Here is a 13,797-nt window from a genome sequence, read left to right on the forward strand (position 1 = left end):
CAAATTGGATCACATCAGGATTAAAAAATATTTTTGTGTAAGGAGTGATCCAATTCCTATTTAATAACGTAGTTAAACATTGTATAGTCCGCGTTGTTGATAACAATAAGGTCTTAACATAATAAAGTTAGATCGATGCTTTTTTATTAAACACCGTTTTAAAGGTTTAGTTTATGCGAATACTGGTAACAGGTGCCTCTGGATTGATTGGAAAAAATTTAATTAGAAATTCATTGAGCCTGGGCCATCAAGTCTACGCGCTTGTTCGTAGTCCTGATAAATTTTTTATGCTTCCTAAGAAAAATGTCATTGCATGGAATCATAATGAAATTCCTGATTTGTCGGACCTGGATCCGCTGGATGCCATTGTGCATTTAGCAGGTGAAAGTATTGCTGATTCCTATTGGACTAAAGACCGTAAAAAAAGTATTGCTGAATCAAGAATAATTGGCACAAGAAACTTAGTTTTGGCCGTCAAGAGATTGCCTCCTGACAAAAGACCTAAAGCTTTCATTTCTGGATCGGCAATTGGATACTATGGTTATCAAAGAAAAGAGATTTTGGATGAATCAGCGACATCGGGAACAGATTTTTTAGCCAAGGTTTGCATTGAGTGGGAAGCAGAAGCACTTGCTGCCGAAAATTTAAAGATGCGTGTTGTGGTACCTCGGACGGGAATTGTTATTTCGCGTGAGGGTGGCGCTCTTGCTAAAATGCCGCCGATTCAAATTTCTGACGGTCAACACTGGATGAGCTGGATTCATATCAAGGATATGGTTCAGATTCTGCAGTTGATGATAGAAGATGAAACTATTTCCGGTCCTGTAAACTGTGTTACTCCCAATCCTTTACGAAACAGGGATTTTGTAGGCTTGTTAGCTGAATTCCATAAAGTACCACTGATAGGATCAGTCCCTCGCTTTGTTTTGAGTTTGGTATTAGGTGAAGCAGCAAGTGTCATCGTATCAAGCTTGAGCGTTCAGCCAAAATTTTTAAATGATAAAGGGTTTCAATTTCAATTTCCGGATTTAAAGTCAGCTCTCCAAGAAGAACTAAAAGATTGGAATAGGTTAGACAATAGTCTTTTTAAAGATCAATTTGTTCCATTGAAGCCAGATCAAATTTTTCCATTTTTTAGTAAGGCTGAAAACTTAGAAACTCTTACGCCTCCCTGGCTCAATTTTAAAATTAAAGCAAAATCAAATGAATTTTTAAAAAAAGAATCTGTTATCGACTATAAATTAAAAATTCATGGAGTTTCAGTTTATTGGAGAACATTAATCAGCGATTGGAAAAATAATGAATTCTTCGTCGATGAGCAAATAAAAGGACCTTACTCGAAATGGCATCACCTACATTTATTTGAACCTGTTCCTGGAGGTTGTCTTTTGCGTGATGAGGTAACTTACCAGATTCCGGGGTCCTTAGTTGGAAAGTTATTATTAGGTCGATGGATTGAAAAAACTGTCAATAAGATATTTTCCTTCAGGCAAAAGAGAATTGAAGAAATAACTAAACTGGGGCAGTTACAGTGAGCTCTGTTTCTATTTTTTTTATTGGTTTAGCCTTTTGCCTTCTATTAATGTTGCTAACCTGGGTGTATGCTCAAAAAATGAATTATTACAGTCTTGTCGACGTCGTATGGTCCTATGGAATTGGTCTATTGACTGTAGTTTTTGCTATGACTGCAAATGGTACGCCTACCAAGAAATTGATAGCTGTGGTATTAGCATCATGTTGGTCCATACGATTAGGAACCCATCTAGCTATACGACTCAAGTCTCATTTTCCGATTGAGGATTCCAGATATATCGGTTTGAAAAGCAAATGGGACAAGGCACAGTTTTTAATCTTCTTTCTCTTTCAAGGTCTGTCACAGGCTCTTTTTTCTCTCCCATTTCTTTTTCTCGTCCAAGATAAGGATCCATCCATTTCAAGTTTGACGGTGGTTGGGATTTTTTTGTTTGCTGCTGGTTTTATTGGCGAATCCGTTGCTGACAAGCAGCTTCATGCTTTCAGGATGAGTCCCGAAAATAAGGGTAAAGTTTGTGATAAGGGTCTATGGAAGTACTCAAGACATCCGAACTATTTTTTTGAGTGGATCATTTGGTGTGGGATTGCTATCGCGGCAGTACCTTCTCCAAATGGATATTTCGCTATTCTCAGTCCAGTGGTGATGTATTTAACTCTCAATTTTTTGACTGGAGTTCCAGCCACAGAAGTCCAATTGCTAAAGTCTAAAGGATCTCTATACATTGAATACCAAAGGAAGACCAATCGATTTTTTCCGGGAGCTCCACTATGAAAGTTGCTATCATTGGCGCTGGAATCAGCGGCTTAGCTGTGGCATTGATTCTAAACGACAAATTTGAGGTTCATCTTTTTGAATCAGACCCAAGATTGGGTGGGCATGCAAACACCGTAAATGTTCAAGACAATGAAAGTGGAAATGTGGCAGTGGATACAGGTTTTTTAGTTTACAATACTCTGACTTATCCACACTTCACAAAATTCTTAGATTATCTGGGTGTTGAGTCAGTCGAATCCGACATGACATTATCCATTCAAACGAAAGATGGTATTGAGTGGGGAGGAGAAAACCTTAAAACCATTTTCGCTCAAAGACGTAATTTATTTCGTCCTTCTTTTCTTAGAATGCTTTTAGATATAGTTCGTTTTAATAGAAACGCCGGAGAGAATCTTCGGTTAAGTATTAAAAATAACTGGACTCTCGGTGAACTTGTTGATTTTTTGAAATGCAATGAATCTTTTAAGAATCACTATCTTCTGCCTATGACGGGCGCCATTTGGTCGATGTCGTATGAAAACGCCCTCAAATTTCCTGCTGAAACATTTCTGACATTTTGTATAAATCATCGGCTTTTGCAGATCAACGATCGACCCATTTGGCGAACTATTAAAGGCGGCTCAATTAACTATGTGAACCGTGTTTTTGATAAGCTCGAGCGTGTCCATCTAGGAACAAAGGTCACAGCCATACGAAAGAAGCCCAACAGTATTGGGGTCCTCACTCCAAACTCAGAAATTGATTTTGATAAAGTTATACTTGCTACACACGCACCTACATCAAAAAAAATCATTCAGAACGATTTTCCAGAGCTTGCTAAAGAAATCGCCTGCTTTGATGTAACAACGAATCAGGTTGTTTTGCATGGAGATAGGTCAGTTATGCCAAAAACCGAATTGTGTTGGTCAGCATGGAATGTTTTGGCCCAAGGGAAAGCAAATAGTAACGAAGAAATTTCCCTTACTTATTATATCAACAAGCTTCAGCCCTTGAATTCAAAGAAGAATTACTTTGTAACTTTGAATGGCAAAAATGATTTCGCAAGCACGCATCTAAAATTGCATTACGATCATCCTCAATTTAATTTTCAAGCCATAGAGGCTCAAAAACGTCTTCCCGATATTCAAGGGACAGAAGGAATTTTCTTTGCGGGAGCATGGACTCGTTATGGATTTCATGAAGACGGAATACTGAGCGCGGTAAATGTTGCAAAGTTAATGGGAGTTGTACCCCCATGGATTTAAAAGATCAAAATACGGTATTAATTGGGGAAGGATTTGTTTGGCATTCTAGGCCTCCTGTTCATAAAAGCGAAAATAGTTTTATAGGAAGAATCAGAAAAAAAATTAAGTCACCTTATAGTTTTACATACCCGATATTTAACCTTCTTGTTCCAGTTCACAACGAAAAGGTTTTAAAAAGTTTAGAAAAAGGATTTTTTCTTTCTCTAAAACCTAAAGATTATTTAAATTCTAAAGAAGCTAGTTTAAAAGAAAAAATTTTAGAATTTATAGCTAAGGAGCTCAATTATACTTGTGATCAGATTTGGCTTCAGACATTGCCGAGAATGTTCGGATATGTATTTAATCCAGTTAGTTTTTGGTACTGTTACAGTGGCGGAAAATTAGACTCGGTTTTATGTGAAGTTAACAATACTTTTGGTGACAAGCACTTCTATTTTATAAAAGGCGTTAATTCAACCGGTCCCAAGATACACCAGACAATTAAAAAATTTCATGTGTCACCCTTTCTTGACATTGAGGGACACTATAAATTTAAATTTACTGAATCTGAAAAAGAAAACGAAGTAAGTATTCAGCTCTTTAATAAATCAGAATTGAAAATCAATACTAAAATCAAATTGAAATACCAGCCTTTTGAAAAATATTCGTCACTTTACGTTCTAAGGAAATACGGATGGCTGACTCTAATGGTAATTCTTAGGATTCATTTGCAAGCCCTTATTTTGTGGTTGAGGGGTGCAGATTTTTTTAAAAGACCATCACCACCCAAGGAGAAAATTACTTATGAATTTACAGAACATAAACAATCAAGTTCTATTTAAAGTTCTTGAAAGAGCTAAATTTGGTTCTATTGGACTAAAATTCATGGACCCAAGAACCGAATATAAGTTCGGCGAAGGACCGCAGGTCGCTGAGATTTTCGTAAAAAATGGAGGCGTTTTAAATGAGATAGTTTCTGGAGGAGACATTGAACTTGCGGCAGCAATTAAAAGAATAAATGTAGCCCATTTTTCACTTCAAAAAACCTAGTAATTTATTAAAGCGAGGAACGAAAATGAGCCAGTCATGGGCAATTCATTGGTTTAGAAGAGATTTGCGAATCATAGGAAACAAATCTCTTCGAGAAGTGTGGAAGAAAACCAATGGACGAGTCGTCGGCATTTTTTGTTTCGACTCAAACTTTCTTGCAAGAGATGATTTTTCCTATAACCGATTTGCTTTTTTTTTAAAAACACTTAAAAGTTTGAAAGAGGAGTTTAATTCTTTAGGTGGAGATTTAATAGTGGTTGATAGGCAGCCTTCTGTTTTTTTTTCATTTCTAGTAAATTCACTAAAAAAAACAAAGAAGTCATTACCGAGCTATGTTTCGTGGAACAGAGACTACGAGCCCTTTGCCTGTGCAAGGGATAAAAAAATGGAAGAGTTGATTTCATCTTTTGATATTCATGTTATTACGGCAAGAGATCATCTTGTTTTCGAGCCGCATGAAATTAGGAAAGACGATGGTTCTTACTATCAAGTCTATTCTCCATTCAGCCGAAAATGGCTGGAGCTTCTAAATTCTCAGCCTGGAGGCGATAGAGTTTCAAACGAGCTTATTCTAAATGATAATTCTGCTAATAAAAAACAATTATTTAATCTGAAGTGGAAAGAGATTTTGCCATCAGGGTTGGAAATTCGCGACGATCTCGAAGATTTCGAGAAAAAGAATTTAAAACACGTTACAATTTCCATACCAGATGCCGGCAGCAGAGTTGCCTGGGCTGCCTTAAAACAATTCTCGAAAAAAATTGAAGCCTATAAAGACATGCGGGATTTTCCATATATCGAAGGAACCTCTCGACTATCAATTTATTTAAAAAATGGAAGCTTAACTTGCAGCCAAATTCTCACGTATCTTAATTTAATAAATTTACCATTGAAGAATTCTGAGGGTCCGAATCAGTTTTTAAAAGAAATTATTTGGAGGGAATTTTACTACCATATTTTATACCACAGACCTGATGTTGAAAGAACGGCATTCAAAATGAGCTATCAAAACATCAAATGGGAAAATCGTTCTGATTATTTTGAAAGATGGAAAGAAGGAACGACTGGCTTTCCAATTGTCGACGCTGGAATGAGAGAGCTTCGAGATACAGGCTTCATGCACAACAGGGTTCGGATGATTGTCGCTTCATTTTTGGTAAAAGATTTATTGATTGATTGGCGTTGGGGTGAAAAACATTTCATGAAGTACCTTTTAGATGGAGATCTAGCCCCAAATAATGGCGGTTGGCAATGGGCTGCGTCCACAGGCTGTGATTCTCAACCCTACTTTCGAATTTTCAATCCGTGGCTTCAAAGCAAAAAATTTGATCCAAAAGGTAGGTATATTAAAAAATATATCCCAGAGTTACGCGAAGCTACTCCCAAAGAAATACATGAGCCCGATGCAGACCGAAGTCGTTGGAAATACCCACCTCCTGTAGTTGACCATTTTAGACAAAAGAAAAAGGCACTAGAGCTTTTTAAAATTAGTTGAAATAGGGTGAAAATATTTTTAGTTACTTCTTTCTCTTTATGTAGTCGATAATAATGGATGCAACTATAGACGAACCAATCAGGAGGGCAATGATTCCTAAAGACCAGTTGACTGGAAACTTTCCTCCGAAGGCGTCATTTAGCCAAACCATCTTAAGACCTACGAAAACAAGAACCGAAGCGAGTCCATATTTAATGTAAATGAATCTATCCATGACCCCGGCAAGCATGAAATACATGGAACGAAGTCCAAGGATTGCAAAGATATTCGAAGTAAAAACAATTAAAGGTTCCTTCGTTAAAGCAAAGATTGCTGGAACTGAATCTACCGCAAAAATAATATCGCTCAGCTCAAGGAAAACTAGAGCCAAGAACAAGGGCGTGACATAGGTACGACCATCTTTTTTAAAAAAGAATTTTTGCCCTTCCACTTGCGGATGGACTCTAAAAACTTTCTTGAGTTGCCGAACCATAAAATTGTTTTCTAAGTCTTGAGGCTTTGTGCCTGCAAAGTACATTTTAAACCCGGTCAAAATTAGAAGGGATCCAAAGAAAATCACAAGCCAGTGGTACTGCATAAGGACCGAACCCATGGCAATGAAAATTCCTCGGAAGACCAGGGCACCTAGGATTCCCCAAAACAGAACTCGGTGCTGATACATTTTCGGGATTCTGAAGTAAGCAAATACAACAGCAAAAACGAAAATGTTGTCAATGGCCAGAGACTTCTCGACCACAAATCCAGTTAAGAATTCAAGAGCAGATGACTTTGCCTGAGCCTCGGGGTCAAATCCTATGATCGAGGTATATCTCTCGTGCGTCGAAAATCGATATTGCGCATAAAGGTAAAATAAATAGTTAAAAACGAGAGCCAAGCTAATCCAGACAGTCGTCCAAATCGAAGCTTCTTTGAAGCTGACCTCGTGTGCTTTTTTATGAAAAACTCCAAGGTCAAGAGCCAATACCACGAGTACAAAAGTCGTGAACCCTGCATAGAACCACCAATAATCGTAAAACGGGAAAAGTATCATTTTTTAATTCTCCTTTAAGCCTTAACCTTTTTGTTATCATTAAATATTTCTAAAAGCAAAATATCTTTAAAATCGATAAAAAAATTGATTTGCACTTGTATTTACGATACAAATGTTTTGGAGTTTTTGAGAACCAAATTTTTTTTGGGGGGGGTTATGAACCAATGGATTAACTACCATCATCTTTTTTATTTTAAGACGATTGCGGAAGAGGGAACTGTCTCAAAAGCCGCAGAAAAATTACGGCTTGGCCAGCCGACATTGTCAGCACAATTGAAACAGTTTGAAGATCATATTGGGGTTCAACTTTTTGAGCGGCATCATAAAAAGCTCACCCTGACAGAACAAGGTAAAGTGGCACTTGATTACTCGAAAAATATTTTTAAAATGGGATCTGAAATGTATGAGGTGCTTCATGATAGGCTAAAACCGATGAAGCCATCGCTCCACTTAGGGGCACTGGATAGCGTTCCTAAGCAAATTATTCTTCAGTTAGTTAAACATGCTTTCAGAATTTCGCCCTGCCAAATCACCTTATCCGAAGGCAAATCGGATGAATTATTAAGAGAACTTTGCTCACATAGGATGGATTTGCTGGTGACAAATTTTTTACCGACTGGAATTGACGGTAAAGGCCTATATCCCAAGCCTATTACTAAAAAGAATGTAGGATTTTATGGAGCACCTAAATTTAAATCCTTAAGAAAAGGCTTTCCGAAATCAATATCTGGTGAGCCAATGGTGTTTCCTACATATGACAGTCGTATGAGACAAGATCTGGATCACTGGGCAAAGATGAATAAAATTGAACTCAACATTATTACCGAAAGCCAAGACATATCGGTCAAGAAGCTTATGGCAGTTAACGAGTTAGGATTGATTCCAGCAGCGACCCATACGGTTACAGGTCAAGTTCTGCGAGGTGAGCTTATCGAAATCGGGCAACTTCAAGGTGTTTATGAGGAGCTTTTTTTAGTTACAGCCCAGCGAAAGATTGAAAATACAATTGCTTCAAAACTAAGAGATTCTTTTATTGTATAGAGTTTACAAATACAAAGTAGGTTTTTTATCTATTTTAACAATCTCTAATTCTTCCGTAAAGTAATTCATGTGAGGGTATTATACTCTCACTAAAAACTTTAGGAGGATTTATGCTCACTTCGAAAAAAACGATTTTAAAACCCTTGTTTGAATCGACTAACGGACTGCATCTGACGGCCTACCTTATTAATAGAGGCGACCTCGTAGATCTAAAATCTCAACTTCGAGATATTATTACCCAGACCTATGAGTGGTTGAATCCAGTAATGTCCATCGAAGATAGAAACAAGTTTTTAGAACCTCTCGACTCGCTTCTTGAAGATGCTAGCATTTTCAAAGAGATGAAAGGCAATATCGGTATCTTCCGTAATCAGGCATCATTCAGGTTGTTGAATATACCAATTGAAGTCGAGCAGGCCTGTCAGGTGGCAACAAGCTTTCATGTGAAGCCATTGCTAAAATGGCTACAATCAGATCAGGAATTTCTACTTTTAGGTCTAGAAAAGGAAGCAGCTCATCTGTACTTGGGAAATCAGAGCTCATTTAAACTTGTTGAGTCTATTTTACTTCCTGAAGCTTTAAAGGGTAAAGAATTTAATGGTGGTTATCAAAGCCTGAAGGATTCAAGAACAAAACGAACCAAAGAAGGCGAGACTATTGCTTGGCTCAATGAATGGATTTCCGAATTGACGAGAACCACAAAACCAAAACTCTTTGTGGCTGGCGAGAAGTCGTTTGTTTCTAGGCTTGGTCGAAAGCTGAGATATAAAAATGTGGCTAAAGCTCCGATAGCGGATCTCTTTGTCAAAAATAACGTCAGCGATATTTGTTCTTCCGTTAGAAGAGTCATGAGAGCTGAGGCAAAAGAATATGTCGAAAAGTCAATATTTGAATTTCGATTGGCCGAGGAAGGAAATCGGGTTCAAAAAAATATCTTTCAGATTTCGAGAGCGGTGGTTCAAGGTAGAGTTCGAAAACTGCTGGTGACAGATGAACTTAATATATTTGGAAAAATTGACAAGAAATCAGGAGGAATAGCGATTCACCCATTCGACTTGGATCACGAAGACGACGATATTCTAGATGACTTGGCCCAAATGGTTTTAAGTCAAGGTGGCGAAGTCATCGTCGCTTCAAAAAACGAAATTCCAAGTGGCCGGGCTATTCTGGCGATTTTGGATGATGGAGGAAAGGAGCTAGCGAAGACGGATAACATCCGTCTTGCTACAAATAAAGATCTAGTTTCAATGAGGGACGATGTCCGAAATTATGCATGAAAAAACCTATCTATTCTATCTGGCGATAAAATTCTAGTTAAAGACCGCGAATTGGCGCGATTCTTGTCAAAAGAAATGGAGAAAAGGTGGAGAACTTCCTTTGAGTGCAATTGAAATTTTAAAAACAAACCTACTGTCGCCCTTGGTTCTCGCGTTTTTACTTGGAATTTTCACAAAGCTAGTCAAAAGCGAACTGAGCTTACCAAAAGATCTCTATTCCACCTTGTCGATTTATCTATTGCTGGCACTGGGTCTAAAAGGTGGAGTCGAGCTTTCAGAAAGCACTTTACAAGTGATTGCATTGCCTGCGTTCGTAACCATCGCCCTAGGCTGTATAACACCGGTATCGGCCTACCTGTCCGATCTCAAGAAAGTTGGATTGCCGCTCATTTCATTGGGTGTGCTCATCCCACTCCTTCATGGGATCTTAGGCGTTGTTTTGGGCAATTGGTCAGGGCTGTCAATTGGCGGCGCCACCGTTCTTGGTACGATGGCGGCAAGTGCCTCGTATATCGCGGCCCCTCCAGCTGTTCGTATGACGTTGCCAGAAGCCAATCCGACTTATTATTTAACGGCAAGCTTGGCAGTAACATTTCCTTTTAACTTGGTTGTCGGAATTCCATTGTTTTACAAATTAGCCGTGTGGCTGGCTCGCTAAAGAGGGAGATTATGAAACTCATCAATTTTAAACTTGTAACTATAGTTTGCGAGCCAGTCTTAAGCTCAAGCGTTTTGAAGATCAGTCATGATCTTGGGGCAACTGGATATACGATGACTGAGGTTCGAGGTCAGGGTAATGGCGAAAAAAGTAGCGGCGAAGTTCCTGATGTAAAATCTAAAATAGAAATTATCGCGGACCCCGACTTAGCATTAAAAATAACAAAATCTTTAGCTGAACAATTTTTTGAAAATTACTCTTTGATTACCTATTTATTAGATATTTCAATCTTGCGTCCGGAAAAATTTGAAAATTAATAATGAGAAAAGGTGCTGCACACTCAAAAAAAAACTTGAATGATCAGCGTTCCTATTGACCAGTGCCTTGTAAGTATAAGGGCAAGGATTTTGAAGTATTGTAGTTAATATTCAAAGTGGCATATCTTCCATTAATGGCACTAGGAGTGAATGTCACGACCACGGTGCATGAGCCGTATCCGCTGATGCCTCCAACACAAGAGCCACCGGTACCAGGGAAAGAGCCGTCCTTGAAATTATAATCAGCAGCGTGACTTCCAGTGATAGTAAAGGAAGGACTCAAAGAAACAAAAGTTCCTGTCGTGTTTGTAATGGTGATAATTTTATCCATTGAACTGCCAACGGAAACAGCTGTTGTATAGGAAGCGCCACCTCCCATCACATCTACACCTGAAGGGGATAAGGAAGAGGCACAGGCGCCTCCACCATCCAGAGGTGGGCACCAAGCGTAGCTCGTGCCGGTGAGAGTGTTTCCATTTTGGTAAATCGAAGAATAAGCTCCGGAGTAGGAAGGAAAGACATTCACAAAATTCCCGCCAGCTAATAAGCTCTTCATATAGACCACAGTACTTGATGTTCCCGAAGTAATGGACAAATTTTTAGAGGCGACAACCGCATCCGAACAGTCGGAAGCCGAGTAAAGCCCTCCATTGACGATGGCTTGATTGGTTCCTATCGTTATCGGAATAAAAGAGCCGCTGAGATTGGGGACAGTATTTCCAGAACCAGCGATTGGATTATCCATTAATTGAAAGGTCAGGGTTCCGCAGTTGCTATCAAACCAAGAAGCATTGAAACCGACGGCAATGGCGTGCATCCACAAATTGGCGATATTATAATTTTGAGAGCCACTCATATAATAGTTATTGCCATTGATAGAAGCGTTGATATTGATATTTCCAATATTTTGAGGCTTGTAATAGAAAGACATCGAGCTTTGACCCGCCGAAATGGGGCTTTCTGAATTATTCATTAAGTTTAAACAATTAGAATCAGAATAAAAATTACTTCCAGCACCGCCACTGGCATTAAATTTAATGACTTGATTGCTCGGTACTGGAGCGACGGTATTGGTATCATCTTTGGCAGTCACGGTGAGCGGCATGCATTGATTTATAAACAAGTAACTTGGAGAGGGAGAACTGAAAGTTAAATGAGTCGGTTGTCCAAGAGGAAAAATACCAATTCCATAAAAAGCAGTTAAGTTAATGGAATCAATACTTGCATTGGCTTGAATGCTGGCCCAGCCAGTGGTTGAGCTTTTTATGTAAAATGAAGTTATTCCTGCCGCAAAAGAGAAGGTGCCGCCTGTGGCTGTGCAACCTGGATCCGTGTATATTGTTGCCCCATTTGCTGTAATGGAAACATCACCATTATAAGAGATCACGTTTCCGTTGGTATCTGTGGTTTGAACTGACATTCCTAAACAGGTGCCAATATTTGCGGCCTGAGAATTCGTGTTCAACATCAGATTGGTCACGCTTCCAGAGGATCGGACACGCAAGGTTTTACTTATTGAGGATAACGTGGAAGCTGCATCTGTAGGAGTTAGCACAATATCTGTTTCAGGAGTAGCTGAAGATTTAAATCTGACTCCGATCCAGTTGAAATTTGCAGGAATGACCACCGAGGTGATCGCTCCTCCAGAACAACTGAAATCATTTTGACTATAAAATGTTCCACTCACCGTAGCTGATAAATTGACAGTCACACTATTGCTAGAAGAGGCAGGTCCTCCAGAATTTGTAAATAAACCCAAATTCAAATTGGTGCATTGATTGATCGTAATCGCTGTTAAGTTTTGAAAACCAACCGTTGTGGGAACGCCAGTGCCACCGCCCGCACCGCCTCCTCCGCCGTCTCCTCCGCCGTCTCCACCGCAGCTGGAGCAGCCTCCAGAGTTTCTAAGGTAACTGGCTTGTACCCAAAATCCGGGTCCAACGGGGACTCCTGATTTTGTTGGGCAAAGAGCAAACATCGCGCCGCTACTAGCTTCTGCATCTGTTAAGGGTAAGTTGGCAGAATAGTTAGAGCTGCTGACGGGGGTGTTCGCAACCACGTTATAACCCATGCCTTGTAAAGCTTCACAGGGGGCAAAAGATGACCGGTAATTGAAGTTCATGCCCAGATTTGTGGTCTTAAAAACAGTAAAGCCATCAAGAGTATTTGCAACTCCAGGTAAAAGGGTGCCTGAAATAGAAATAGTTCCAGCGTCGACAATCTTAGGTATAATAAAAGAACCACCCCCATTTGAATCTGAAGAGGGAAGCAGAAAAGGCAGTCTAAACCCTGCACTGTTATCGTTACCATGCTCAAGAAGACTTGGCTTAAAGCCCAATACAGAGTCTAAAAGATGAGCCGAAATATTTGCCTGAGTGTCACAGGGAGCGCTTCCACCAAGAGCCACACCACCGCGTAGGTTGACAGATCCCAAGCTTGTATCAAACAAATTACTTGGATCAGCGCTATTGTCATCTGTGACAGTGAGTGGGGTGCTAGTTCCTATCTTGAGCAGACGAGTTAAAGCCGTTGTCGTTTTACAGATAGCTTTATTGGTAAGCGCAGCAGGTGCTCCAAAAAAACCATAAATCGAAACCGTTGGATCCTGTTGGCGTTGAGTGCTTGTTCCCGAATAATTTTCCACCTGGATGTGACTAGGTAGAGTGGCCCTCAGGACTTTATCTGATACAGGAAAAGAAGTTTCTGACAAATCAACAGGTCCACCCCACAATAAGCTCCCATCTTGAAGTCGGTACCCAAATTGAGCTCCGATGAGCCCGAAAAATTGAAACCATCCGCTGAGAATCATCGAGCGATCAACAATCATTGGAGATTTTCCTCCGGGAGGAAAATAAACAATATCCACGCGTCCCGTAGGACCTTCTGTTGGACCTGTAAGGTAGCGACCTTGAACCCGACCGGAGATGATTGTCGAGGATTGTCCAACGGAGCTTATATTTATAGGAACCTCTTCTGTGGCAGCCACCATGGATTTAATTTGATCGCCGTAATAGAACTGCATGCTGCCATTATTAGTTGATGAATCGCTATAGACAGCAAGAATTTGAAATAGTCGATCAGGGCCTTTCGGTATGTCAAAAGAAAAGGATGTGGGAGCCGTAGTTGTAGCTGTCCCCGCAGGCCCATTATTTTCGCTGTCCCAGTTAAATACGATGGGTGATGAAAGTCCATTGCCAGAAATATTAATAGAGACATGGGAGAGGGTGCTCGAAGCCAGAGAGCCCACTTTTTGGGATTTCATGGTCTGAGGGATGGAAATGGAAATCTTAGTTTCGTTGTCCTTTCCTGTTCTTGTGCAAGAGACAAGGTAAAAAGAAAATAAGAAGCCAGTCAGGACCCAAATTTTAAGTTTTGCAGGGGCTGGGATTCTCATAAAA

Annotated in this window: 12 protein-coding genes; 10 read left to right on the plus strand and 2 right to left on the minus strand. The window is 39.7% G+C overall.

Annotated features, from left to right (window positions below; all coding sequences use genetic code 11):
• Positions 1 to 173: 173 nt before the first annotated feature.
• Genes J0M15_08905 through J0M15_08930 form a run of 6 tightly spaced genes read left to right on the plus strand, consistent with a single transcriptional unit; the run spans position 174 to position 6,076 of the window.
• Entirely contained in the window at positions 174 to 1,535 is a 1,362-nt protein-coding gene (locus tag J0M15_08905) for a TIGR01777 family oxidoreductase (GenBank protein MBN8537161.1), read from the plus strand.
• Positions 1,532 to 2,305, plus strand: coding sequence for a DUF1295 domain-containing protein (locus J0M15_08910; GenBank protein MBN8537162.1), 774 nt, complete (start codon positions 1,532 to 1,534; stop codon positions 2,303 to 2,305). The genes J0M15_08905 and J0M15_08910 overlap by 4 nt, the downstream gene beginning before the upstream one ends.
• The gene (locus tag J0M15_08915) at positions 2,302 to 3,552 is read left to right on the plus strand and encodes an FAD-dependent oxidoreductase (protein ID MBN8537163.1); all 1,251 of its coding nucleotides are present in this window, start codon (positions 2,302 to 2,304) and stop codon (positions 3,550 to 3,552) included. Before J0M15_08910 ends, J0M15_08915 begins: the two co-directional genes overlap by 4 nt.
• Complete coding sequence (locus J0M15_08920) at positions 3,543 to 4,373, plus strand: DUF1365 domain-containing protein (protein MBN8537164.1); 831 nt, start codon at positions 3,543 to 3,545, stop codon at positions 4,371 to 4,373. The genes J0M15_08915 and J0M15_08920 overlap by 10 nt, the downstream gene beginning before the upstream one ends.
• Positions 4,336 to 4,581, plus strand: coding sequence for a hypothetical protein (locus tag J0M15_08925; GenBank protein MBN8537165.1), 246 nt, complete (start codon positions 4,336 to 4,338; stop codon positions 4,579 to 4,581). The genes J0M15_08920 and J0M15_08925 overlap by 38 nt, the downstream gene beginning before the upstream one ends.
• A gap of 25 nt (positions 4,582 to 4,606) precedes the next feature.
• Positions 4,607 to 6,076, plus strand: coding sequence for a deoxyribodipyrimidine photo-lyase (locus J0M15_08930; GenBank protein ID MBN8537166.1), 1,470 nt, complete (start codon positions 4,607 to 4,609; stop codon positions 6,074 to 6,076).
• Positions 6,077 to 6,098: 22 nt separating this feature from the next.
• On the opposite strand, the gene J0M15_08935 is transcribed toward J0M15_08930, so the two are convergent.
• Positions 6,099 to 7,106, minus strand: coding sequence for a TerC family protein (locus J0M15_08935; GenBank protein ID MBN8537167.1), 1,008 nt, complete (start codon positions 7,104 to 7,106; stop codon positions 6,099 to 6,101).
• Positions 7,107 to 7,262: 156 nt separating this feature from the next.
• Here J0M15_08935 and J0M15_08940 point away from each other — a divergent pair, with 156 nt between their 5' ends.
• The 4 genes from J0M15_08940 (at position 7,263) to J0M15_08955 (ending at position 10,399) form a co-directional block, all read left to right on the plus strand.
• Entirely contained in the window at positions 7,263 to 8,147 is an 885-nt protein-coding gene (locus J0M15_08940; protein MBN8537168.1) for a LysR family transcriptional regulator, read from the plus strand.
• A gap of 110 nt (positions 8,148 to 8,257) precedes the next feature.
• Entirely contained in the window at positions 8,258 to 9,424 is a 1,167-nt protein-coding gene (locus J0M15_08945) for a hypothetical protein (GenBank protein ID MBN8537169.1), read from the plus strand.
• Positions 9,425 to 9,524: 100 nt separating this feature from the next.
• Entirely contained in the window at positions 9,525 to 10,082 is a 558-nt protein-coding gene (locus J0M15_08950; GenBank protein ID MBN8537170.1) for a sodium-dependent bicarbonate transport family permease, read from the plus strand.
• Positions 10,083 to 10,093: 11 nt separating this feature from the next.
• Positions 10,094 to 10,399 (plus strand): transcriptional regulator, encoded by a 306-nt coding sequence (locus J0M15_08955; protein ID MBN8537171.1) that lies wholly within the window; start codon positions 10,094 to 10,096, stop codon positions 10,397 to 10,399.
• Positions 10,400 to 10,451: 52 nt separating this feature from the next.
• Here J0M15_08955 and J0M15_08960 read toward each other — a convergent pair whose 3' ends face one another.
• On the minus strand, positions 10,452 to 13,793 hold the full coding sequence (locus J0M15_08960; protein MBN8537172.1) for a hypothetical protein: 3,342 nt from the start codon (positions 13,791 to 13,793) through the stop codon (positions 10,452 to 10,454).
• Positions 13,794 to 13,797: the final 4 nt, after the last annotated feature.

This window comes from Deltaproteobacteria bacterium, assembly GCA_017302835.1.
In the GTDB taxonomy this organism is placed as follows: domain Bacteria; phylum Bdellovibrionota; class Bdellovibrionia; order Bdellovibrionales; family Bdellovibrionaceae; genus UBA2316.